At 55.6% G+C, this 21,400-nt stretch carries 19 protein-coding genes; 7 read left to right on the top strand and 12 right to left on the bottom strand.

What is annotated here, in order from left to right:
* Nucleotides 1-34: 34 nt before the first annotated feature.
* On the bottom strand, nucleotides 35-1,021 hold the full coding sequence (locus FC18_RS07045) for an Rgg/GadR/MutR family transcriptional regulator (protein ID WP_054677947.1): 987 nt from the start codon (nucleotides 1,019-1,021) through the stop codon (nucleotides 35-37).
* Nucleotides 1,022-1,220: 199 nt separating this feature from the next.
* On the opposite strand from FC18_RS07045, the gene FC18_RS07040 reads away from it, so the two are divergent.
* On the top strand, nucleotides 1,221-2,801 hold the full coding sequence (locus tag FC18_RS07040; RefSeq protein WP_056975855.1) for an ATP-binding cassette domain-containing protein: 1,581 nt from the start codon (nucleotides 1,221-1,223) through the stop codon (nucleotides 2,799-2,801).
* Nucleotides 2,802-2,951: 150 nt separating this feature from the next.
* Complete coding sequence (locus FC18_RS12210) at nucleotides 2,952-4,277, top strand: TPM domain-containing protein (protein ID WP_056975853.1); 1,326 nt, start codon at nucleotides 2,952-2,954, stop codon at nucleotides 4,275-4,277.
* Nucleotides 4,278-4,331: 54 nt separating this feature from the next.
* Here the strand turns inward: FC18_RS12210 and FC18_RS07030 are convergent, their stop codons facing one another.
* The 6 genes from FC18_RS07030 to FC18_RS07005 all read right to left on the bottom strand — a co-directional run bounded on the left by FC18_RS07030 (nucleotide 4,332) and on the right by FC18_RS07005 (nucleotide 9,936).
* Nucleotides 4,332-5,186 carry a DegV family protein gene (locus tag FC18_RS07030; RefSeq protein ID WP_056975851.1) on the bottom strand — a complete coding sequence of 285 codons (855 nt, stop codon included), beginning with the start codon at nucleotides 5,184-5,186 and terminating at the stop codon, nucleotides 4,332-4,334.
* A gap of 165 nt (nucleotides 5,187-5,351) precedes the next feature.
* Nucleotides 5,352-6,527 carry an MFS transporter gene (locus tag FC18_RS07025; RefSeq protein ID WP_235804214.1) on the bottom strand — a complete coding sequence of 392 codons (1,176 nt, stop codon included), beginning with the start codon at nucleotides 6,525-6,527 and terminating at the stop codon, nucleotides 5,352-5,354.
* Nucleotides 6,528-6,583: 56 nt separating this feature from the next.
* Nucleotides 6,584-7,024: an Rrf2 family transcriptional regulator gene (locus FC18_RS07020; protein ID WP_054677945.1), complete on the bottom strand. Its 441-nt coding sequence runs from the start codon at nucleotides 7,022-7,024 to the stop codon at nucleotides 6,584-6,586.
* Nucleotides 7,025-7,026: 2 nt separating this feature from the next.
* On the bottom strand, nucleotides 7,027-8,556 hold the full coding sequence (locus FC18_RS07015) for an ABC transporter permease/substrate-binding protein (RefSeq protein WP_056975850.1): 1,530 nt from the start codon (nucleotides 8,554-8,556) through the stop codon (nucleotides 7,027-7,029).
* The gene (locus FC18_RS07010) at nucleotides 8,549-9,487 is read right to left on the bottom strand and encodes an ABC transporter ATP-binding protein (RefSeq protein WP_054677944.1); all 939 of its coding nucleotides are present in this window, start codon (nucleotides 9,485-9,487) and stop codon (nucleotides 8,549-8,551) included. Before FC18_RS07010 ends, FC18_RS07015 begins: the two co-directional genes overlap by 8 nt.
* Nucleotides 9,488-9,552: 65 nt before the next feature.
* Entirely contained in the window at nucleotides 9,553-9,936 is a 384-nt protein-coding gene (locus tag FC18_RS07005) for a nuclear transport factor 2 family protein (protein WP_056975848.1), read from the bottom strand.
* Between the two features lie 206 nt (nucleotides 9,937-10,142).
* On the opposite strand from FC18_RS07005, the gene FC18_RS07000 reads away from it, so the two are divergent.
* Entirely contained in the window at nucleotides 10,143-10,910 is a 768-nt protein-coding gene (locus tag FC18_RS07000) for a threonine/serine exporter family protein (protein ID WP_054677943.1), read from the top strand.
* Nucleotides 10,907-11,392: a threonine/serine exporter family protein gene (locus FC18_RS06995; RefSeq protein ID WP_420806091.1), complete on the top strand. Its 486-nt coding sequence runs from the start codon at nucleotides 10,907-10,909 to the stop codon at nucleotides 11,390-11,392. Before FC18_RS07000 ends, FC18_RS06995 begins: the two co-directional genes overlap by 4 nt.
* A gap of 34 nt (nucleotides 11,393-11,426) precedes the next feature.
* On the opposite strand, the gene FC18_RS06990 is transcribed toward FC18_RS06995, so the two are convergent.
* The 3 genes from FC18_RS06990 to FC18_RS06980 all read right to left on the bottom strand — a co-directional run bounded on the left by FC18_RS06990 (nucleotide 11,427) and on the right by FC18_RS06980 (nucleotide 15,900).
* Nucleotides 11,427-12,485: a GGDEF domain-containing protein gene (locus FC18_RS06990; protein WP_162207903.1), complete on the bottom strand. Its 1,059-nt coding sequence runs from the start codon at nucleotides 12,483-12,485 to the stop codon at nucleotides 11,427-11,429.
* 286 nt (nucleotides 12,486-12,771) lie between these two features.
* Nucleotides 12,772-13,305, bottom strand: coding sequence for a GNAT family N-acetyltransferase (locus FC18_RS06985; protein WP_235804213.1), 534 nt, complete (start codon nucleotides 13,303-13,305; stop codon nucleotides 12,772-12,774).
* A gap of 72 nt (nucleotides 13,306-13,377) precedes the next feature.
* The gene (locus FC18_RS06980; protein WP_056975844.1) at nucleotides 13,378-15,900 is read right to left on the bottom strand and encodes a M1 family metallopeptidase; all 2,523 of its coding nucleotides are present in this window, start codon (nucleotides 15,898-15,900) and stop codon (nucleotides 13,378-13,380) included.
* Nucleotides 15,901-16,114: 214 nt separating this feature from the next.
* Between FC18_RS06980 and FC18_RS06975 the strand changes: the two genes are divergently transcribed.
* Nucleotides 16,115-18,001: a helix-turn-helix domain-containing protein gene (locus FC18_RS06975; protein WP_056975842.1), complete on the top strand. Its 1,887-nt coding sequence runs from the start codon at nucleotides 16,115-16,117 to the stop codon at nucleotides 17,999-18,001.
* Between the two features lie 82 nt (nucleotides 18,002-18,083).
* Here the strand turns inward: FC18_RS06975 and FC18_RS06970 are convergent, their stop codons facing one another.
* Nucleotides 18,084-19,271, bottom strand: coding sequence for an MFS transporter (locus FC18_RS06970; RefSeq protein ID WP_056975840.1), 1,188 nt, complete (start codon nucleotides 19,269-19,271; stop codon nucleotides 18,084-18,086).
* A gap of 156 nt (nucleotides 19,272-19,427) precedes the next feature.
* Here FC18_RS06970 and FC18_RS06965 point away from each other — a divergent pair, with 156 nt between their 5' ends.
* Both FC18_RS06965 and FC18_RS06960 read left to right on the top strand, forming a co-directional pair.
* Entirely contained in the window at nucleotides 19,428-19,814 is a 387-nt protein-coding gene (locus tag FC18_RS06965) for a winged helix-turn-helix transcriptional regulator (protein WP_054677933.1), read from the top strand.
* 232 nt (nucleotides 19,815-20,046) lie between these two features.
* Nucleotides 20,047-20,361, top strand: coding sequence for a SemiSWEET family transporter (locus FC18_RS06960; RefSeq protein WP_056975838.1), 315 nt, complete (start codon nucleotides 20,047-20,049; stop codon nucleotides 20,359-20,361).
* 48 nt (nucleotides 20,362-20,409) lie between these two features.
* Here the strand turns inward: FC18_RS06960 and FC18_RS06955 are convergent, their stop codons facing one another.
* Nucleotides 20,410-21,234 carry an alpha/beta hydrolase gene (locus tag FC18_RS06955; protein WP_054677931.1) on the bottom strand — a complete coding sequence of 275 codons (825 nt, stop codon included), beginning with the start codon at nucleotides 21,232-21,234 and terminating at the stop codon, nucleotides 20,410-20,412.
* Nucleotides 21,235-21,400: the final 166 nt, after the last annotated feature.

Here is a 21,400-nt window from a genome sequence, read left to right as displayed (position 1 = left end):
GACGGACAACAATTGTCCGCCCCGTTTTTTGTGCCTACTGGAAGTACACACTTGTCACCTGCCAGTCCGCACCTGCCGGCTGACTAGTCAGAAAGTTGAAGCGGTGGCTAAAGTCAGCATTCTTGTCCTCTAATCCCAAAAACCGCACCACGGTTAGTGCCTGCTGCATATCTTTGACCCCCGCTTCCGGCTGGCCCGCACGCAATTTGTACCAACCCCGATCGAATAGCCACGCAATATTGTTATTGGCATTGCGGCTGTACTGTAAGTTCGCCGCGAACGTGTCCAAGTAATACTTGGCAGCAGCGTAATTCTGCCGACTCATGGCAATATTAAACTGGTTTTCCGTCACGCGAAACAACAGGTCGCTTTCAGAACGGAACTGCAAATATTTGCGGGCGCGTTTCTGCAACGTTTTAAACAGTTCCAGCCCTTGGTCATCGGTCATCCCCAGCGCAAAACCGGAGAACATGTAGATGTCGAATTCGCCCCAGGTGTCCAGCTGACGGAAGTACGTGATGGCCTCGTGCACGAACTTTGGGTGCGGCTGCAGGTTCTCGTTGCCACTCACACGCGCGAGCAAGTAACTGCTGATCACTTGCCAAAACGGCAGCACCAACTTGCCCACCTTGTCCTGCGCGTTCTGGGCCAGCTCGGTCACCTTATCCATAATGGGTAGAAGCCGCGTCGACATTTCGGCCATTGACGTGCCCTCTTCCACTTCAAAGTTCTGCGCCAGCGGCATGAAGCGCTCCAGCATCAGGCCCATCGTGCGGTAACCGTTCAGGTCAAAGCCGCTGTCGTCTTCGAAATAGCGGTAGATGAACTCTTCCGGCGTCGTCCACAACTTCTCCAGTAGGTGCACAAAACGGGTGACGGTCAGGTCGCTCTGACCAGATTCAAACTTGGAAATCGTCCCCACCGACAGCTGGTCATCCGCAATATCACTGAGCGTCATGCCCTTGCTCAGACGAATCTCTTTTGCTGTTGCGCCATAACTTTGCACGATTTTTACGGCCATTTTACGTCCCCCTTTTTGTGTACACCTCATATTAACGTGTACGAACTGCAGATGAAACTCATTTTTCGAATTCGAAAATATTGCATAGGTCCCGTTCGTACCCAATTACACTGTGGTCATCAGCAAGTAAATTAGATCTGCTTGCACGATACTACATAGGCAGAGCAAATCCGCTCTGCACTTGAAGGGAAGTTTGACAATGATTATTTGGCGTTATGGTAACAAATTCCAAGTCTGCCTGCTCGGGGTCCTCGACCTCTTCGTTGCGGGCCAAAATGTTTTCTTCGCGGTGGCAATGAGCAGTTTCATCGCCGTCGCCACGGACGGCAACATGGCGCAGTTCGCGCGGATTGCCGTGGTCGCGGTGGTTGGGTACGCAGCCTTCAGCGTCGTCAACTACCTGCACGCAACCTTGCGCGCAACGATTATTCGCCGCGTCAACTTACGGGTCAAAAACATCATGACGGCCCAGATTGTTGACCGTGATCCGCTGCCCGACAACAACGGGACTACGCTGTCGTTCATGACTAACGACCTGAAGCTACTGGAAACCAACGGAGTGGAAACTGAGCTGACCATCATCGAAATGACGTTGACCGCCATCTTTGCCATCGCCGGTGGCATCTACTTCGATTGGGTCACCGCCCTAGTGTTCTGCATCGCCTCCCTCGTACCCATGGGTATTTCCGCCCTCACGCAGGGTCCAATCGAACGGCGCTCTGAGCAGTGGTCACAAGAAAATGGCCGTTACACCAGCTACATCAAGGACATCCTCACCGGGCTAGACACCGTGCGGACCTATCACGCCAATGCGGTCACGAAGACGCGCATCAATGAGGCCAGCACGCAGCTGGAAAATTCCCTGCGCGGCATGAACGTGTTCATCAACCACACGGAGATCATCATGAACACCTTCATCATGACGTTCGGCATCATCCTGCCGTTTGCAGTCGGGACCATGCGCATCATTGCCGGCGCCAGCACCGTGGCGGCCTTCATCGGGGTCGTCCAGCTATCAAACTACATCATGAATCCAATTTTGCAGGCGCTGGATGCCATCAACAAGCGCAACACCACCACGAAAATTCGGGCACGGGTCCGGGCAGCAGAAAAAACGACACCCGATGCAGGTTCTGCGCAACCAACCCCTACCTTTACCGGCCTGCAACTTCAAGACGTTACACTCATGCGCGGAGACAAGCAAATCGTGCAGCACCTCAACCTCAACGTCGCCCCAGGCACCAAGTTATTGCTCCAGGCGCCATCTGGGTTCGGTAAAACAACGATTCTCTACGCGTTGATGCGCCAAATTCCGCTGACGGCCGGTTCCTACCAGATTGACGGCCAAGACGCCGCGTCTTTGAGTCCAGCCACCGTCAGTGATAACTTCGCCCTCATCAAGCAGACCCCGTTCATGTTCGCCGACACCCTACGCTTCAACCTCACCCTTGGCGGCAAGTTCAGCGACGCGGAGATTAACGCGGCGTGCATCCGCGCCCAACTCGCCGACTTGGTGGCCGAAAAGGGGCTCGACTACAACGTCGGCGAATCTGGTGCCAACCTGTCTGGCGGTCAAATTCAACGCGTCGAAATCGCCCGCGCCTTCCTGCACCAGCGGCCGGTCTTACTAGCCGATGAGGCAACGAGCGCGCTGGATGAGGAACTGACGGCGGCCATTAACCAGGAATTCTTCCGGAGCAATCAGACCGTGATTGCAGTGGCCCACCACATCAGCGACGCGGAAAAGGCCCGCTTCGACCAGGTGATTCAGCTCGCATAACAACCCAACTTTCACGAAAGCCCGCGGTATAGTCTGCGGGCTTTTGCGTTGCGGCGAAAAATCCGCCCAAAGTCGCATGCCTGAATTCGTTTTCGTGGGATAATTAATCTATCAAAGGCGCATCTGGGATTGCGCTGCAGGAGGATTAGCATGAAGAAGAAGCTGTTGCGAATGCTGGGGTGGTTCGCACTACTGCTGGGACTAGCAGGGTTAATACTGCCGGGACAAAACACGGCAGCCAAGTCGAACAAATGGGTGAATGATCACGCTGGCGTGCTGAGTACCCGCACCATGCGCCAAATTGACCAGCTGAGCGAAACGGGCTGGAGCAAACTGCCTGGGCACCCACGGCTGGTCGTCGAGACCTACTACAAGCTGCCCCACGGTGATAGCATCGATGAGTTCAAAGCCACCCGCTTTGAACAACTGGGCATCGGCGAAAAAGGCTGGGATAACGGCCTCTATTTTGTCCTCGACCTGAACAACCGCAAGTATGGCCTCGAGGTTGGCTACGGCCTGGAAAGTGCAATGCCGGATGGCGCGATGAGTGACATCATCACGCGCGCAGTGAAAACTGACCTGAAGGCGAAGCGCTACGATGCGGCCACGAGCCTGATTGTCGCCAATATCGACCACCAAATGCGCACGCACAAAGCAGACATCTTGACGCCCAGTGGCATCGCGGCGAAGCGCGCCGCACACAAACGCGCGGTCATCATCGTCAGCAGTGTCCTCGGCGGTCTCGTGCTGATTGCCTTAATCTGGCTACTCTGGTTCAGCTGGCGCCACGCCCGGCGGCAATACCGCCTGCTCACTGCCGCTCAGAGCGACCATGAGTTAACTAGTGACATGACGCTGCTGCACAGTCTGCCCGCAGATGAGCAAAAACGCTTCTTTAACAGTCTCAAGGCGCCTTGGACCGGTCCGATGGAGATCAAGCAGCAACTGCATGAAGACTTCGCGGCCTACATCAAGGACAATCTGGTGCAACTACTGGAGCGTAACGACACAACCACCACCTACCCCACCTACGTTTACGGGGTCACCACGTTGCAGTGTCCAACCTACAAACTGATTGGCATGCACGACCTGTTTGCCGTGGCGGCCTTCGCCAACACGCAAGCGGCCCTGCACTACGACGATTACGGCCAGTACACCGCGAACTTCGCGAGTTGGGCCAAGGATAAGAACCTCACCGTCACGTGGCAAGCAGAGGTCTGGGCGGAGTTCATCAGCAACGTCCGCAAGAAGGATGCGGAGAAGCTGACGCCGAAGAACCAGGTCCGCACCTGGAACGCCATCCTGCACTTCATCGAGCACCCACACGAGCAGCGCAACCCGGGGGCCGACCTGCCATTGTGGGTTGCCGCTAGTTACACCGGGAGCGCGGCGGCCAGTGGCGGCGACAGCTTCGGTAGTGGCTCCGGTTTCGGTGGTGGCTCGTCCGGGGGCGGCGGGTTCTCCGGCGGCTGGTAAGTAAATACAATAATGGCGGTCACACAAGCATGTGCGGCCGCCATTTTCTATCTATTAATCAATCTGCACGCCAATGCCGACCAGTCCCGGCCCCGTGTGCACCCCGAGCGATGGGGAAATGTCGCCCTGGTAATCCACTGCCCGCCCCGTAGCCTGCTCGAGCATTGCGGCCACAGTCGCCTGCAATTCTAGGTTGTCGCCGTTCGCCACCCCGATGCGCCCGCAGCCGCCGGCCAAGTCATCGCTGACCTGTTGCACCATTTTCGCCATCGCCTTAGCTTCCGAGCGCGTCTTGTGCACCACATAGTACACACCGTCCGGTCCGCAGGAAATGACCGGTTTAATCTTCAGTACACTGCCGACCAACCCCGCGACTCGGCCGATGCGCCCACCCGCCTGCAGGTAACTCAGCGTCGGCACGTAGAAGTACACGTGGCTCTTCGCAATTGACGCCGCCACCCGCGCCACGAGATCCGTGAACTGCATGCCGCCCGCAATCAATTCCAGCGCGTAGACGGCCTGCAACCCACTACCAATCCCGATGCTCTTGGTGTCCATGATGGTCACCTTACCGTCCGGGAATTCCTGTGCCGCAAGCTTGAACGTCTGGTGCGTGGCGGACAGGGCACTGGAAATCGTCACCCCGAGAATGTGGGTGTAGCCGCGGGCGAACAGCGCGCGCATCTGTTCCTCCACCGCTAGCGGTGCGGGACTGGCCGTCTGGGGCAATTCGTCAGCACCCCGCAAATGGGTGTAAAATTCCGTCGGCGTCAGGTCCACGCCGTCGTGATAGTCGCGGCCGCCATACGTCACCGTCAGTGGCACCACCGCCACGTTCTGGTTGGCACTGAGCACACTAGGTGGTACGTCGGATCCGGAATCCACAATCACAGCAATTTTGTCGTTCATTTGGTTATCCTCACAAATATTTTGATAATCAAACTATATAGTATTCGATACTAGCTGTAAACGGTTTTGATAACTACATTTGTAACGTATACCAATCTGGCAAGATTTTAACCACAAAAAAGGACGTCCCCGCAAATTGAACGGGCACGTCCTTACATATATCACTTAGACTTGGAGTTGCTTGCGAAAAATCAGGTACACAATCGCCGTAATCGGCACGACCAGCATCAGCGCCGGATAGAACATGCTGTACGGCAGGTAACCGTACAGGAAGCCGCCAATGATTGGCCCGAGCACCATCCCCGTGTCCATGCCGATGTAGAACGTGCTGTTCGCCAGCCCCTGTTCCTCCATCGGCGCCACGAGCAAAGCCGTGGATTGGCAAACCGAGTACATCAGACCGTACCCGCCAGCCAGACCGGCCGCGGCCAGAATCATCATCCAGATGTTGTACAGATTCATCAGCCCAACCATCCCAATCAAATCGCAAATCGTTCCGGCGAGCAGGAACCACTTGAACGGCACGCGGTCGAAGTAATCCTTGAGCACAATCCGCATTACAAGCAGAATGACGGCGTAGATGATGAAGAAACTCCCTACCGCCACGTGCAAGTGCCGCGCCGCTACGTATTCCACAATGTATGATTGCGTGGCGAAGTACGGAATCGACAGCAGCATGATGATGATGGCCACCGGGATGACCTTGGGCTGCACGATGCGTAATTTGTGCTTGCCCCCCTGCACCGCCGTCTGCAGCGGCAATCCGCGGTCGAGCACAAACTGAATCAGTATGAGCAAGATGGCACTGAACACCGTCGCGCACAGGAACGCAATGCGGTAACTGAAGTGGCTGTAGACGAAAATCCCGAGGGCGGGAGCGATGGCCATCCCGAGGGCATTCATCATCCCGTAGTAGCCCATGCCCATGCCGACTTTATTTCGCGGCAACATACCCGACAGCCAGGTCGCCATGCAGACAGAGCAAAGGGCAAAACCAATCCCGTTGGCAATGCGGAACAGCGCAATCATCCACGGCGCAATCGCAACCGCATAGCCGACACTCGCCAGCAAAAGCAATCCGCCACCAATGAACGCCAGCTTGTACTTAGACACCGTGTCCGTTAACTGCCCCGCAAACGGTCGGAATAGTAGCGACACGAAATTCATCATCGCGGCAATCATGCCGGCCAGCACCGCACTGGCCCCCAGGCTGTGAGTGAACCCCACAATCAGCGGGTTCATCAGCATGGACGCTGCTTGGTAGCTAAAGGCCCCGAACAGAATCAAAATCGTGTTGCGGGTAAAAATCGATGGTTGCGGTTGGTCGGAATGGCTGTTCAATGTCAGGCTTCTTTCAGAAAAATTAGTTAATTATAACTATACCATAACCTGCAAACTTAAGGTTCCTGAATTTTGGCCTTCTGCGCTGCCACCAACGCATCAATGATTTGCTGCAAATTCGTCTGGCGCATCGCTGCCTCCGCTTGGGCCTGCACATCAGCGTACACCCCGTTGAGCACGTCCTGGATGTTGCCACCAACCGGGCAGAGCGGATTCGTGTCTTCGTCTACGTGGATCAAGTGCCGGTAGTCTTCGACGGCAGCGTAAACATCAAAGAGGGTAATCTCGCGGGCATCCCGGCCCAGACTGACCGCAACCTTGCCCGGCTGACTCGTCAGCAGACCCGCCTTGACCAGCTGCGACATCAGCCGCCGAATCTGGCTCGCGTTGGACTGCACACTGCTGGCAATCACCGCGCTGGACAGATCATTAGCCGGGTTAATCGCCACGAACGCCAGAATGTGCACGGCATCACTTAATTTGTGCGAATACTTCATCGCTACTTCGCCTCCAAAATATGGTTTTCGAGCAGGTACCGCCGCGCCACGGTCGCCGCCTTCTCGTGTTTGACCGTCACTTCGTAGTTCATCTCCTGCATGTCCTTGGTGCTAATCTTGCCGGCAAGGCGGCGCAGACTCTTGACCACGCCCGGGTGCGCCTGAGCAAAACTCGTCAGCATCAGCGGCGCGCCTTGGTAGGGCGGGAAGAATCGCAGGTTATCTTCCAGCACCACCAGGTTGTACTTACGCAGCTGCGGGTCGGTCGTGTACGCATCGGTCACGTCCAGGTTGCCCTGGGCGAGGGCCTCGTAGCGCAAAGACGGCTCCATGGTCCGCACCTTGTTGAAGTGCAAGCCGTACGCCTGCTTCAGCCCCGGATACCCGTCGTGTTGCTGGTAGAAGTCGGGATCAAAACCGGCACGCAGTTCAGGGTGGTTAATCAAATCATGCACCGTCTTCAGGTGGTATTTCTTTGCCGTCGCCTGGGTCACCGCCAGCCCGTAACCGTTCTGGTAGGCCATGGGTTTAAGCAACGTCATGTTGAACTGCTGGCGAAGCAGGTTCTTGGCGTCCGTGTAGGCGGTCGCCGGGTTCGCCGACACGTTCTTGTCGGTCTGCACCAGTGACTGCAACACGGTCCCGGTAAATTCTGGATAAATGTCAATCTGCTTGGCCTTGAGCGCCTTGAATAGGAAACTGGTGCCACCGAAGTTCCGCTTCAGGGTCACCTGTACGTGCGGATTATCGTCTTCAATCAAGTCCTTGTACATGTTAATGAGGATTTCGGGTTCCCCACCCATCTTGCCCGCGATGGTGATGTTTTCCGTTGCGGGCCGCGTCAGCGCGTGAACGCCATACGCCCCGCCACCAGCGACCAGCAGCGCCACCAGGCCAATCAGGATGTGCTTACCGGAAACATGGCTGAGAACCTTGATGACCCAGCTGGCCACCAGGGCGAGCGCAGCGGCGAGTATGGCCCCGACGAGCAGTGCCGCATTATTGTTGCTCTGAATCCCAAGGAGGATGTACGTCCCGAGGCCCCCACCACCAATCAAGGCGGCGAGCGTGGCGGTCCCGATAATCATGACGACCCCGATACGAATCCCGGACAGAATCATCGGCATCGCTAGCGGAATCTGGACCCGCAGCAACTTGTAGCGCCGCGAAACGCCCATTGCGTCTGCCGCTTCAATCAATAATGGGTCGATATTCGTCAGCCCGGCATACGTGTTTTGAAAAATCGGCATGATGGCGTACAGCACCAGGGCGATGACGGCCGGCACCGTCCCAATCCCAACGAACGGAATCAGCAGCCCCAAAATTGCCAGGCTGGGAATCGTCTGAATCACGCTGGCCACCTGCAGGACGAATTCCCCCGCCCGCCGGTGGTTCATCAACGCAATCGCCAGCGGAATGGCAATGACGATGGTAATCACCGTGGCAATGAGCGCGACCTCGATGTGCTGCAGCAGCGCCAGAAGGATTTCGTGCCCGTTAGTTTGCACATAATGTAGTGTTTGGTTAAGCATCATTCTCCTCCTTGCCCATCTGCGCCAGGTAACTAATCAAGTCTGCAGGTACGAGCACACGCGCACCCACCCGCACGTTCTGGTTGGGATCCTCACGTAACAACTGCGCCCAGGTGTAGATTGTGGCGCTGGCTGGTAGCTCTGTGGCCGTTGCCGCCGTATCAACTGAGCCGAGCCCTGCCGCCACAACTTGGGCCAGGCTCTGCCCGTTGTCAACACTAGCGAAGAAGTTGGCCACAAAATCCGTTGCCGGTGCCTGCAGAATCTCTTCTGGAGTGCCCACCTGCTGCAGCTGGCCTGCATGAATCACGGCCAGCCGGTCAGCCAACCGCACCGCCTCCTGCATGTCGTGGGTGACAAAAATCACGGTGGTGTGCGTCTCGGCGTGCAGCTTCAAGATGAGGTCTTGCAGCTGGCGCTTAGAGACGGGGTCCAGCGCGGAGAACGGCTCATCCATCAGAATCAGGTTGGGCTTACCCGCAAGCGCGCGGACAATGCCCACCCGCTGCGCTTCCCCACCAGAAAGTTCGGCGGGCATGCGGCCTGCATAGATAGCAGGATCCAGGTCAACCCGCGCCAGTAACTCTCGCACGCGCGCGGCAATCTTGTCTTTAGGCCAGCCGAGAGCTTCCAGCTGGACCCCGGCATTTTGCTGCACCGTCATGTTCGGGAACAGCGCACTACTCTGGAGCACGTAGCCAATATGTTGTCGCAGCGTCTGCAGATTGCCCGCCGCCACGTCCTGGCCGTCGAGCAGCACCTGGCCGGAAGTCGGCACCACGAGCCGGTTCACCGTCTTGAGCAGCGTCGTTTTCCCGCTCCCCGACGGTCCCACCAGCACGAACAACTCGTGCGATTGGACGGTCAGCGACAGGTCCTGCAGCGCCGTCTCATTTTCATAGTCTTTTTGGATATGTTGAAATTCAATCATGCGCTACCTCCTGTTGGTGTGCGTGCTTAAACTGTTGTTAATTTAATGGTAACATCTTGACCGGGCTAAAACATCCCGTGGCCATTTAGCGACGTGCCACTGATGGTTTGCAGCACATCCCAGTGCTCGACAATCTTGCCCTGATCATCGAGGCGGAAAATATCCATCCCCGCATAGTCATCGATACCCGGCCATTCTTGCAGGCAGTGCAGCACCACCAAATTGCCCTCGGCCACCACGTGCTTAAAGGTCACGTGCTTGCCCGGATACTCACGGGCCATGCGCTCGAAGTAGGCGATGAACGCCACCTTACCGTCGCCCACGCCGGGGTTGTGCTGGGTGTAGGTCGCCCCCACATATTTGCTCACCGCCAGTGTCGGGTTATCCTGATTGAACATCAGGTCGTAAAAGGCGGTGACTGCTTTTTTATTCGCTTCTAAATTGGTCATGTTTGCGCTCCTGTAATTTTGTAATTAACCTGTGCATTTAATATTAACACCTTTTACATACTTTGCAAGGACGTTGCTGCAAAAGTGTCCGCCAAGTGTGTTCACCACCCGCAAGCACCTGCTCACGGCCCTGTTGCACAGCCGGGCGCACGCGGCTAAACTAGACGAGGTACCAAGTAAAATACATATGCTTAGAGGAACAACCCATGACGCCGAACGAAAAACAAGTCATCGCCCTCTGTGGTCAGGTGGGCAAAATCATGTTGGAAAACGGTGCGGAAACCAGCCGCGTCGAGAATACCGCTGAGTACATCGGCAAAGCGGCCGGTGTGCCTGTTTCCTGCCACGCCACGATGACCGCCGTCTTCGTGGACGCGAACAGCGGCACGCATACGCACCTGGTGAAAGTTCGCACGAAGAACTTCAACCTGCGCAAGGTGGATGACATCAACTCCATGTCCCGTGAATTCACGGCTGGCCACATTGATTTCGCCACCCTTTGTTCCAGCGTGGCCCGCATCGAAAACGAGCACAAGGACTTCACCTTGCCCCAGAAAATTTTCGGTGCCGGGCTCGTATCAGTGGCCCCAATGCTGCTGTTCAAGGCCACTTGGGCCGACCTCGCCTGGGCCTTTTTCGTCGGTATAGCCGGCTATTTGGCGTCCATGTGGGCCGACAACCACACCAGCACGCCCTATTTTGCATCCGGGGTGGGTGGCCTCACAATCGGCGCGCTGGCGATGCTGCTGCAAGTGCTCGGCTGGGGCACTAGCGCGGATAACATCATTATTAGCGCGCTGATGCCACTCGTGCCCGGCGTCGCCATCACCAACTCGCTGCGGGAACTGATTGGCAAGGAGACCATCTCGGGTGCGGTTCGGGCGATTGACGCCGTGCTCGTGGCCGGAGCCATCGGCGGGGGCGTCGTCGTTGGCGGTACCCTAATCCGCCTGCTTACGGGAGGTGCGCTATGATTGCCATTCTCATCCACGCCGTCGTTAGTTTCGCTTCCAGTGTTGGCTTCGGCATCATCACGAACATCCCCAAGCGCACCCTGCTGCCAGCTGGCATCACCGGCTCGGCCTCCTGGGTCGTCTACGTGTTGCTGACGAACGCCACGCACTCGGTCATCATCCCCAACCTGTTCGCCGCCATCACCATTGGCGTGCTCGCCAACATCGCTGCCCTCATCGTCAAGGCCCCGGTCAACGTCATGTACATCCCGAGTCTCGTGTCACTGGTGCCCGGTGCGATTATCTACATGAGCATGAAGGACTTCACGCTCGGACGCGAGGCTGCGGCCCAGGCGGGGCTGGTCAAAACGCTGACCATCGCTATTGCCCTAGCCGTTGGGTTCGTCATGTCCGAGGCACTGTTCAACCAGATTCGCCTGCCCCTGCGTAAGTGGCTGACGAACCGGCGCAAGCGCAGAGCAGCAAATATCCACACCAAATGAAAAAGCAGAACCCGCGCGGTTCTGCTTTTATTGTCTATTCAGCTAACAATTCTCCGTGCACCGTAATGGCGTCGCGCCCGTTTTCCTTGGAGTTGTACAGGTCCTTATCCGCTCGCCGGAAGACTTCGAGGTACCCGCTGTCGCCTTGGTCGACATAGTTGCACCCAATCGACACGGTCCAGTGAATCGTGTCGTTGCCCACTTGCAGCGACTGCTTGCGGATGTTGTACTGAATGACGCGGCAGAGTTCGTTAATCTGCTGGTCGTCGTGTTCAGGTAAACGCACAATCAGGCTGAACTCTTCACCACCGGTCCGGTACGCGCGACTGCCAGCGCCGTAATCCTGAACCAGGTCAGCAAGTGCGCCCGCGGTCTGGTGCAGCACATCGTTACCCACCAAGTGCCCATAAGTGTCATTGATGCGCTTAAAGTGGTCAATGTCCATCGTTACCAGTACGAAATAACTGGTGGCGTCCGCCCGTGTGGCGTAAATGTCATGCAGGTCAGCCGAAAAGGCGCGGAAGTTGTGCAGTCCCGTCATTTCGTCGTGGGTGGCCTGCTTAGTCAGCGTCATTTCCCGGCTGTAATCCCGCCGCAGTCGCAAGTTGAAGGCATTGACCAGCAGCAGTTGCAGCGCGAACGCGATGAAGTTGATGGCCCAGTCACTGAAGGTATCCCCCCGCATCTGGAGGCCAACGGTGTACCAGATAATAATGCTAATCATGAAGGCGATGGGCAAGACGCGCCAGTAGTGTTCCAGCATCATGGTCCCGTAATAACACAGAACATAAGCCAGTGCCAGCACCGCAAAAAACGACAGCCAGCCGCGCCACATGGTGAAGAAGCCGCGCTCCCAGTAAAAGAGCGCGAGGGTCCCAGTGAGATAAGCCGCCCCGATGCGCGACGACACCGTCACCGCCATGAAAATGAACAGAATAATCTGAATGTTCAGGAACACCCAGTCATACGAGATGCCCCCCAGCGTGTAGGTCTTGAACGTCACCACCTCGGTGTGCAGGAAGACCAGCACCGCCAGCAGCAGCGCTCCGAGTACGGTATCGATACGCTGACGAGACACATTGCTCGCTGTCATTTTATCTTGCAGCCACTTGCACACCGAAATAACGCCGAGACACAAAAACAAATTGCCAAACTGAAATTCGTAATACATGTACACTCCCTGCCCCGCACTAGTGTGCAGGCTGTCCCCCGGTCACCAATAGGTATCAACGTATACTAATTAATTCATAAAAATCGTCTACTACATGTATATCTTGTCTGCACAAAAAATACAAGTAAATTGATCAAAAAGACCCAGAATTTGCCCATTCAAACCGTTCTTGATTCCGGTTTCTAAGTTACATGCACAAACCGCACAGTTAGAAGTCGAAATAATAGTACACATCCGCCTTGCCGACCTGCTTGGTGAAGTGATAATCGTCCGTGTTGAACCCGCCGATGCGAAAGCCGTAGTGCAGGTAGAAGCGGTTGGCGCCTAGGTTATTGTCCTGGGCAATGGTCGTGAGCCCGCGCACCCCGCGCGCCTGCGCCAATGGTTTAGCGGCATCCAGCAGCTGGGTTGCAACCCCCTGGCCGCGAAAATCGCCGTTCACCTTCAGATCATCGAGGTACAGGTACTTGTTCCAGCGCCAGGCATAGGTGGCCAGGCCAATGCAGGTGCCGTCAGCCGTGAACGCACCAAGGGCGAACCCGGCCGCATCAATGTCGGCCAGTTGGTAATGCTCATCAGGAAAGGTCTGGGTGGTTGTCTGCGTAAACAGTTCTTCACGGTGCTGCCACTGACCATCTGCGCGTTCAACCACGAGCCGGCCGAACAATGGGAACGGCTCGTTAGGCAGTGCCAGCGCAGCGCAATTGCTGGCGTCGATGCGTTTAACCACAATATTATTCACTTTCATTCTCCTCGATATGTAAAAATGGATGGCCCACTCCTTTTGAGCAGACCATCCATTTTTTAATTCAACTTAACGCAAGGCTGCACGGACGGCATCCTTCTCAGCGTCAATCAGGGCCACGCGGGCTTCAATCACCTTGGTGTCCATCTGGATTTCACGGCCGAGGCCAGGAACGTCCAGCTTTGGTTCGAAGAAGGCCTTGAACTCGTCAAGACGCGCGTGGGTACGGAAGGCGTTGGCGGTCACCGTGATGTAAGTGGTGAACTCCATGTCGCCCCCGACCGTGGCTTCGAGCCATGACCATTCGCCGCGCAACCAGTCCCAAGCCTGCTGCTGGGTGTGGTTGTTGGCGAGCAAGCCGTAGTACCATGCACGCAGGTCTTGTGGCTTGATGACTGCTGCATCTTCAAGCTTGGCAATAAGCTGCGCGCCGAACTCGGTGTCCTTAGTGCCGGTCAAAGCGGCGCGAATGCTGCTCTTGTAACTTGGGTCGGAGCTAGCAACATAATCGTGCAACAGCTGGTCGAACAATGCCTGGGTGCCGAAGTTCTTCACTTCGCTTGCCAGGACAATTGGCCGCACACTGGCTGGCAAGGTGCTTGGGTCGTCCTTGCTTACCGTGAACAGTTCGTGCGCGGCAGCAATGGCGTCTTCATTCTTGGCGAAGATGGCGAAGTCAGCAACGGTTGGCCGCACCATTTCGTCATCCTGCACTTCGCCAGCCACGGGCTTCATGCCCAGGCGCTTGAACTGGTCCGCAGTGAGCTTGCCGAACAACTGGCGCAGGTTAGCTTCGTCTTCCGTGTCGGGGTCAACGAACTTGCGCAGGGAACCAGCAATGCTGTACAGCGCGTTGTTGGCAATGGTCGAGGTGGCACCGGCAAAGCTTGGCAGCAATGGCACCAGGTCAGCGTACGCAACCTGGTGGCCTTCAGCGAGGAAACGCAGGTCTTGGAGCGTCTGCATTTCGTCAATTGGCGTGAGGTCTTGAACGTTAGCCAAGATGTCGTCCAGCAGCGTCTGGTCGTACTTCACGATGAAGTGGGAGTTGTTGCCCACGTTCAAGCGGAAAGGCTTGCCAGCTGCAGCACGTAATTCCTTGTAATCGCCGAGTTCGATGGTCTTGTCAGCCATAATCTGTGGTGCCGCGCTGTAGTTGCTTTCCAGCGGAATCTGCCACTGACGGCCGATATCCTTGCCATCCCCGATGAAGAACTGCTGCTGGCTGAGTGTCAGCTTGCCGTCAACAACGGATGCGGAGACGACGGGGTAACCAGGCTGTTCGAGCCAGTCGTGCATGATGGCCCCAACGTCGATGCCAGAAGCTGCGCCCAGCGCACTCCAGAGGTCAGCCCCCTTGGCGTTGCCGTACTTGTGGGCGTCAAAGTAGGCCTTGAGTCCCTTCCGCAAAGCGTCGTTACCGATGAGTGCGCGGACCATGACCAGCATCCGGGAACCCTTGGCGTAAACAATCGCGCCGTCAAACAGGGAATCAATCTCGGCTGGGTCTTCCACTTCAACGTGCACGGACTGCACGCCATCGGTGGCGTCCCGGTTGAGGGCGGACACGGCTTCGGACGTCTGGAACATTTCCCAGATCTTCCAGTCAGGTTCGATGGCATCAATCGCCACGTATTCCATCATGTTGGCGAAGCTTTCGTTGAGCCAGATATCATCCCACCACTTCATCGTGACGAGGTCCCCGAACCACTGGTGTGCCAGTTCGTGGGCAATCACGGTCGCAACGAGCTGCTTCATGCGCAGTGCGGTGTTGTCTGGATCCAGGAGCAAGTACGCTTCACGGTAGGTGACCAGACCCCAGTTTTCCATCGCGCCCGCGGAGAAGTCAGGCAGAGCCAGCTGCCATGAGTGTGGCAGTGGGTATGGTGTCTGGTAGAAGTCTTCGAAGAACTCGATGGAGCGCTTGGCAATGTCCAGGGCGAAGTCGAGTTCGTTGGCGGCGTGGGCCTTGGTGCCGAACACACCGACCTTGACGCCGCTCTTGGTTTCGGTCGTCTTCCCCTGCAATTCGCCGAATGCGAAGGCAATCAGGTAGCTGGACATCCGCTTGGTGGTGGCGAAGTAGTGCACGCCATCCTCGCATTTTACTTCGGGCATGTTCGCCAGCGTGGTTTCGCCAGCGTGTTCATCGTACTTGATGGCCAAATCGAAGGTCGCCTTGGCCTCAGGTTCATCGATACATGGGAAAGCCTGGCGGGCAGAAGTGGTTTCGAACTGGGTCCCGATGAGCTCCTTCTTCTCCCCATTGATTTCGTAATATGATGGGTAAATCCCCATCATCGTATCGGTCAGCGGACCATTGTATGTAATGGTAACCGTGTTGTCCCCGGTTGCGGGGACGTCGAAGCGGAATGCTTCAGCAGCTGGGTCGTCAGTGAACGCAACGGACAGGCCGTTCACGGTGACAGACTTGATGGTCAGGAACTTCTGGTGCACCCCAACTGTGGTCGTTGATGCGTTACCTTTCATCGTTACTTTCCCGGCGAAGGTCTTGTTAGCACGGTTAATGTCGATGAAGACATCATAGTGTTCTGGTTGGAACGAAGTAAAAAGATGTTTTGATTCAGCCATGGTTTCCTCCAAATTATATAAGAATACATTCATTATACGCCTCTAGCGCGCCCAGTGGGACATAATTATGACGCCGGCAGTGGGCAAATAGCCGTGCGTGTCTGGAAGATGGAGACGGTGCCAATTTTTCCCACTGATTCTAATTTTGGCGCACCCGGAAAATGTTAAAATATACGCAATGCTAATTAACGTCTAAACTCGGGGGACCAAAATCATGTCTACCAAACCATTCGGATCATTCATTCAACAATTGCGTAAGGACCGCGGCATCACTCTCACTGAAGCAGTCGCAGGCTCTGGATGCTCCCCGGCTGCATTGTCGCGCTACGAACGGGGACTAAGCGACATTAGCGTCACCAGCATGCAGAGCATCATCACTAACCTGCAGCTAACCGTCAAAGACTTCCTCCATCACTACACCGCCCGCACAGATGTCATCACCAAAAACACCCTCTACGCCTTCATCAGTGGTAACCAGGAGTATCTAGCCGTAAACATGGCGGATTTCATGAGCACACATGCGCAGCTGTTACATTTGCGTTCAATTAACTTCACCAAATTTTTACTCGAAGTCAGCCAAAAAAGTGATTACTCTGCTTACCGGCTCACGGCAGAACAAGAGCAGGCAATCAGTGATTTCGTTGCCCCTTCCCCCGCTTGGAATGACACCCAATCACTTGCATTGGTCAGTGCCCTCCGTTTCGGGAGTGCAGAGTTAGGCACCCAACTCGCCCAACGGTTAATTGATTACGCCCACCAGTTCACCGCAACGAACATTAGGCAATCAACAATTAGCGGGAATGATTTCGGCTACCTCATCATTAGTTGCCTAATTAATCGCAACTTAACGTCGGGCGAACCGTTACTGACGGCACTGCGCACTTACTACAATCTCCGCGTCGACCATAATCTATTCGATCAAATTAGTACCGACGTCATTAATAGTGCCCCTCTGGTATACTTCAGCGAAGCAGCCCTGGCGTGGATTAAGCAACCATCAGCCATGAACGAAAAGAAAGTACGGCAAGTAATTACGCAGGTTCAGGACCTGTCTCTTTCTGGACTGACCGCTTACTTAGAACGGATGTGGCCGCTCATTAAAAATGGTCAGCACAGCTGGCATAACACAAAGTTAATCGATAACCACCAAACTCCGCAGGTCTTCGATGTGCCCAACTGGCGCTTTAACTATACCAACATCAAAACCCTGCGTAAGTTCTATCACTTAACCCTGGCGGATGTGAGTGTTAACTGGCAAACATCCACCCAGTCACGGTTTGAAAACGGCAAATCAAATTTTGGCTTCAATGACTCGCTACGTTTAACCGAAGCCATGTTGATGCAGCCGACAGTTTTCTACCGCGCCCTTTTCCCGGTCCCGTTCTCGGATTTCAAGAAGCAGGCCAGTGACACTAGCATCCCGGATAAATACGAACGGGTGCGCCAGGCCGCAATTGCCACCCGTAGTACGTTCCGGCCCAAGCCCGCGAGCCGCTATAAAATGCTGCAAGCTGAACTAAATATGCGCGCAATCCAAATGCTGGGTGGCGGTGACAACGCCAAGGCCTTCGCCGAATACGATGGTGCCAATATTCAAAATCTCGAACTAGCCGGAATCCTGACCACCAAGCATTTCCAGTACTCGGATTTAATTTCATTCATGGATGTTGCGGGTCTGCTGGATACCGACAAGCAAATTACCGCCCTGCATTGGATAGTCGCCCACGCCCGCTTCAGCATCAAGGACAGTTCACCAATCACCGAACTTGTCAGCATCGCGGTCAGCCATCTAGCCCACAACGGCGATGTTGCTGCCATCAAGGCTGTACAGTCCTTCTTTGAAAATGTCAATTACAATCGCGTTGAGGCCGCCATTGGTTGCGCGTATTCCCGGACAGAATTGCTGATCAAACTGTACACAAACCCCGCTGATGCGCCCGAGATCAAGGCACACATCATGCGCAACCGGCAAACAATGCGCCAGTTCGCCCAGCCCGGCGATGCTTACCTCTGGATTGGCAACGTATTTGACGGACAAATGGACGAAACCCTCGCAGCTTGGGATGAATGGGCGGCAAAAAGGACGTTCACGGACAAATAAAACTCATACAAAAACGAGCCAAAACGCGGGCAATTGCCCGCGTTTTGGCTCGTTGTTAGTAATCAGAATATCAGGCGGTGCGTTAGTGTTTGCGCATCATCAGCAGCGTGATGATCAGCGCGGCAACCGCCATGAGCACCCCTCCGATTGGCGTGCTGAGCAAGCCGAACGTGCTGAGCAACCGTCCGCCGATGAACGAACCGATGACGATCCCCACATTGAAGGCCGAAATGTTCAGCGCGGAGGCAAGCTGTGCATCTTCAGGCACTGTCTCCTCCGCGGCCTGCATCGTAAACAGCTGCAAGCCGGGAACATTCATGAAGGCAAAGAGGCCCATGATGAGAATCAGCACTAGCCCGAAGACGTGGCTGCCGAGACCAAATGCCATGATGAGCATTAAGCCGGCCACCAGTGCGAACATCGTTGCCAGCGCTTGGAGCGGGTTGCGGTTGGCCAATTTGCCCCCAAGTGTGTTGCCAATCGCGACCGCCAGTCCGTAAACGAGCAGGATAATGACGCTGGCGGTTGCGCCCCAGCCCTGCCGCGTCAAAACCGCGGACATGTACGTGTAAATTGGAAAACTTGCGCCGTAGCCCAGGGCCGTGATGATAAGCCCCGCGACAATCTTGGGTTGCCGCAAGAGGCGGATGAATCCGCCCCGCTTGCCGACCAGTGGGCGCGGTAAGTCATTGGGTACGAGCGCCAAGTTGGCAATCAGGGCGACGACGCCGAGCACAGCGATGAAGATAAACGCCACGCGCCAGCTGGCATGCTGGGCGATGAACGTCCCCAGCGGCACCCCGGTTACGGTCGCCACGGTGAGCCCGGTGAACATCGTCGCGATGGCGGACGCGCGCTTAGTCGGTGCGACCACGTTAGCCGCAATCACCGTCGCCACGGACATGAACAGCCCGTGCGCGAAGGCCGCAACCACCCGGCCCGCAAGTAAAATCGCGAAAACAGGCGCAACGGCGGTAAGCACATTGCCGAGAATAAAGGTAATCATCACGGCGAGCAGCAATGCTTTGCGCGGCAGTTTGCCAGTTAGTGCCGTCAGAATCGGCGCGCCGAGCATGATCCCGGCCGCATAAACTGAGACCGTAAGTCCCGCCGTGCTCAAACTAATCTCGAATTGCCGCATAATGAGCGGCATCACGCCAACACTGATGAACTCAGTCATTCCAATTGCAAAGGCACTGAGCGCCAAGGCAAGCAGCGTCAACGTGGCGCTGGCCTGCTTGGTGGTAGTTAAATTATTGGTTGTTTCCATTTGATCCTCCCCTATGTTCAAGCGCACAGTCGGTTCCCCCACTGGCCGTGCGCAGTTGCGTTACTGACAAGAACTGATTATACTGGACAGGAACAAAATGACAATTACGCACAATTAAGTGCTATACCCACTTTTTAGTGCCTATGGAGGACAACAATGGCGAAGACGTACAACATTGGCGTGGAAGCAACCATGGAAATCATCGGGGGCAAGTGGAAGGCCATCATTCTGTGCCACCTGCGCCACCAAACGATGCGCAGCAGTGAACTGCGGCGCGCAATTCCGCAGATTACACAGAAAATGCTCACTCAGCAGCTACGGGAACTTGAAGACGATGGGATTGTGCACCGCCACGTCTTCAACCAGGTTCCGCCAAAGGTTGAGTATTCCCTGACCGCCCGGGGCGAAAGTCTCAACGCAATTTTGAACCAGCTCTGCACGTGGGGTGAGCGCAACATCGACGAACGGCGCGCGGCGGGCGAGGAAATCGAGCTCCACCACCGCGATGACGTGGCAACAATGCCAGCTAAACAGAACGGTTAACGGGACTAAAAACGGACGGTACCTTTGCGTACCGTCCGTTTTGGTCTAGTCAAAATTAGCGATTCTTGTCAGTTTGCGGCATATTTTAAAAATTGTTTCGCAAGCCCATTGTGGCAGTGCTCATCACCACATTTAGGCGTTTTCATGAAAGCATAACGGTGGTTTGCATTTGTGTCGGCACGGCATATATGTTATATTATTACCCAATTAATTCCACAAGGAGGAAATTGGTATGCGTATCGACACATCGAAGTATCCAGAAGGTAAAGAAGCGGTGGATCCCAAGCGGGTGCGGCGCCTGAAGATTCTCAGTAAGGTGGCCACCATCATGTGCATCTCGATGTACATTTCCTACATTCCCCAGATTATCGCGAACTTCTCCGGCAACCCGGTCTCCCCCCTGCAGCCACTGGTTGCGGCGGTGAACGCCACGCTCTGGGTGGGCTACGGCTGGAGCAAGACCTATAAAGACTGGCCGGTCATCATTTCCAACCTCCCCGGAATCGTATTCGGGTTGGTCACCGTGATTACGGTTTACATCCACTAAAAACAAAAACGAGGACAATTCCGCCATTGGAATTGTCCTCGTTTAATATTATGGAAACAAGAACTGGTTCACATTCAGTGCCACCTGCGGATTGGACCGCAGCATTGCGTGCTGGGCCTCCCAGCCGCGGACCTTAATCTCACGGTAGCTCTTGAGCCGCTTCTTGAGCAAAAAGCCCAAGGAACGCGAACTAGCATTGAGCACCTTGCCGTCGTTGTGCTGACCGTCCATGTCACCGTAAATGTTCAGCACCTGCACCTTGCGCGGGAAGTTCTGCCGCAACCGCAATGCCTGCTTGAAGTTCGGCGATAACCACGCGGGCCGGCCATCGGGCAACGTGTGGTTCGGGTGCTGGTGCCGGTTATGCCCCGGAATCCCATCGAAGTTGCCCCCCAGCGCTACGTACTTATGCAACTGCGGCATCTGTGGATCCCGACCGTAGCGCAGTTCGTAGAAAAGGCAGGCAATATTGCCCATCGAATGTGCCACCATGTTGAACTTGGTGATGCCATAACGGTCGCGCAGGGCCACCAAGACGTTGCGTAGCCAGTTACTAATCCGGTGCCGGCGGGTCGTCCGGTTGTTTTTGAAGACCACCTTCACCAGCGGCCGCACAGTGTCAGCAGGCCAGTAACCGTGCAAGTCGACCTTCCCGTCGCGCTGCACAACTGCGGTGATAACTGAATGCGCGTCATCGGCCGCCTCGGCACTAGCCATCAGGTCGTCCATGGAGCGTTCGCCGCCATGGTGTCCGTGCAGGTAGATTGTCGCTGTCGCCCGCACCGTGGCGTCAACTGGCCGCTGATTCGTAGCACACAGACCGAGCATGAGCGCAACGCTCGCGCCCAGTAGTAACAAATATTTCCGCATCATTCGTGCCTCCCCACATCAACTTAACTCCATTGTAGATGTGGTTGCGGCGCGCAACTACCAAGAAAACCTTAAATGTAACTGAGAAATTCTCAGGTTTTAATCTTAAGTGGCGGTATTATCATTTCGAACCCAAAAAATGCGCTGCTGGGCACCACCTTTTGTTCAC

The sequence above is a fragment of the Lacticaseibacillus sharpeae JCM 1186 = DSM 20505 genome, assembly GCF_001436225.1.
In the GTDB taxonomy this organism is placed as follows: Bacteria; Bacillota; Bacilli; order Lactobacillales; family Lactobacillaceae; genus Lacticaseibacillus; species Lacticaseibacillus sharpeae.
Note: the sequence above shows the minus strand (reverse complement) of the source record. Positions and strands in the feature narration are given on the sequence as shown.

Excerpts from the sequence above, each read along its gene's own strand:
- FC18_RS07000 (WP_054677943.1), top strand. The coding sequence starts at position 10,143 with ATGACGCCGAACGAAAAACAAGTCATCGCCCTCTGTGGTCAGGTGGGC.
- FC18_RS07030 (WP_056975851.1), bottom strand. The coding sequence starts at position 5,186 with ATGAACGACAAAATTGCTGTGATTGTGGATTCCGGATCCGACGTACCA.
- FC18_RS12210 (WP_056975853.1), top strand. The coding sequence starts at position 2,952 with ATGAAGAAGAAGCTGTTGCGAATGCTGGGGTGGTTCGCACTACTGCTG.
- FC18_RS07005 (WP_056975848.1), bottom strand. The coding sequence starts at position 9,936 with ATGACCAATTTAGAAGCGAATAAAAAAGCAGTCACCGCCTTTTACGAC.
- FC18_RS06995 (WP_420806091.1), top strand. The coding sequence starts at position 10,907 with ATGATTGCCATTCTCATCCACGCCGTCGTTAGTTTCGCTTCCAGTGTT.
- FC18_RS06990 (WP_162207903.1), bottom strand. The coding sequence starts at position 12,485 with ATGACAGCGAGCAATGTGTCTCGTCAGCGTATCGATACCGTACTCGGA.
- FC18_RS07045 (WP_054677947.1), bottom strand. The coding sequence starts at position 1,021 with ATGGCCGTAAAAATCGTGCAAAGTTATGGCGCAACAGCAAAAGAGATT.
- FC18_RS06965 (WP_054677933.1), top strand. The coding sequence starts at position 19,428 with ATGGCGAAGACGTACAACATTGGCGTGGAAGCAACCATGGAAATCATC.
- FC18_RS06980 (WP_056975844.1), bottom strand. The coding sequence starts at position 15,900 with ATGGCTGAATCAAAACATCTTTTTACTTCGTTCCAACCAGAACACTAT.
- FC18_RS07020 (WP_054677945.1), bottom strand. The coding sequence starts at position 7,024 with ATGAAGTATTCGCACAAATTAAGTGATGCCGTGCACATTCTGGCGTTC.
- FC18_RS06975 (WP_056975842.1), top strand. The coding sequence starts at position 16,115 with ATGTCTACCAAACCATTCGGATCATTCATTCAACAATTGCGTAAGGAC.
- FC18_RS06970 (WP_056975840.1), bottom strand. The coding sequence starts at position 19,271 with ATGGAAACAACCAATAATTTAACTACCACCAAGCAGGCCAGCGCCACG.
- FC18_RS06960 (WP_056975838.1), top strand. The coding sequence starts at position 20,047 with ATGCGTATCGACACATCGAAGTATCCAGAAGGTAAAGAAGCGGTGGAT.
- FC18_RS07015 (WP_056975850.1), bottom strand. The coding sequence starts at position 8,556 with ATGCTTAACCAAACACTACATTATGTGCAAACTAACGGGCACGAAATC.
- FC18_RS06955 (WP_054677931.1), bottom strand. The coding sequence starts at position 21,234 with ATGATGCGGAAATATTTGTTACTACTGGGCGCGAGCGTTGCGCTCATG.
- FC18_RS07040 (WP_056975855.1), top strand. The coding sequence starts at position 1,221 with ATGATTATTTGGCGTTATGGTAACAAATTCCAAGTCTGCCTGCTCGGG.
- FC18_RS07010 (WP_054677944.1), bottom strand. The coding sequence starts at position 9,487 with ATGATTGAATTTCAACATATCCAAAAAGACTATGAAAATGAGACGGCG.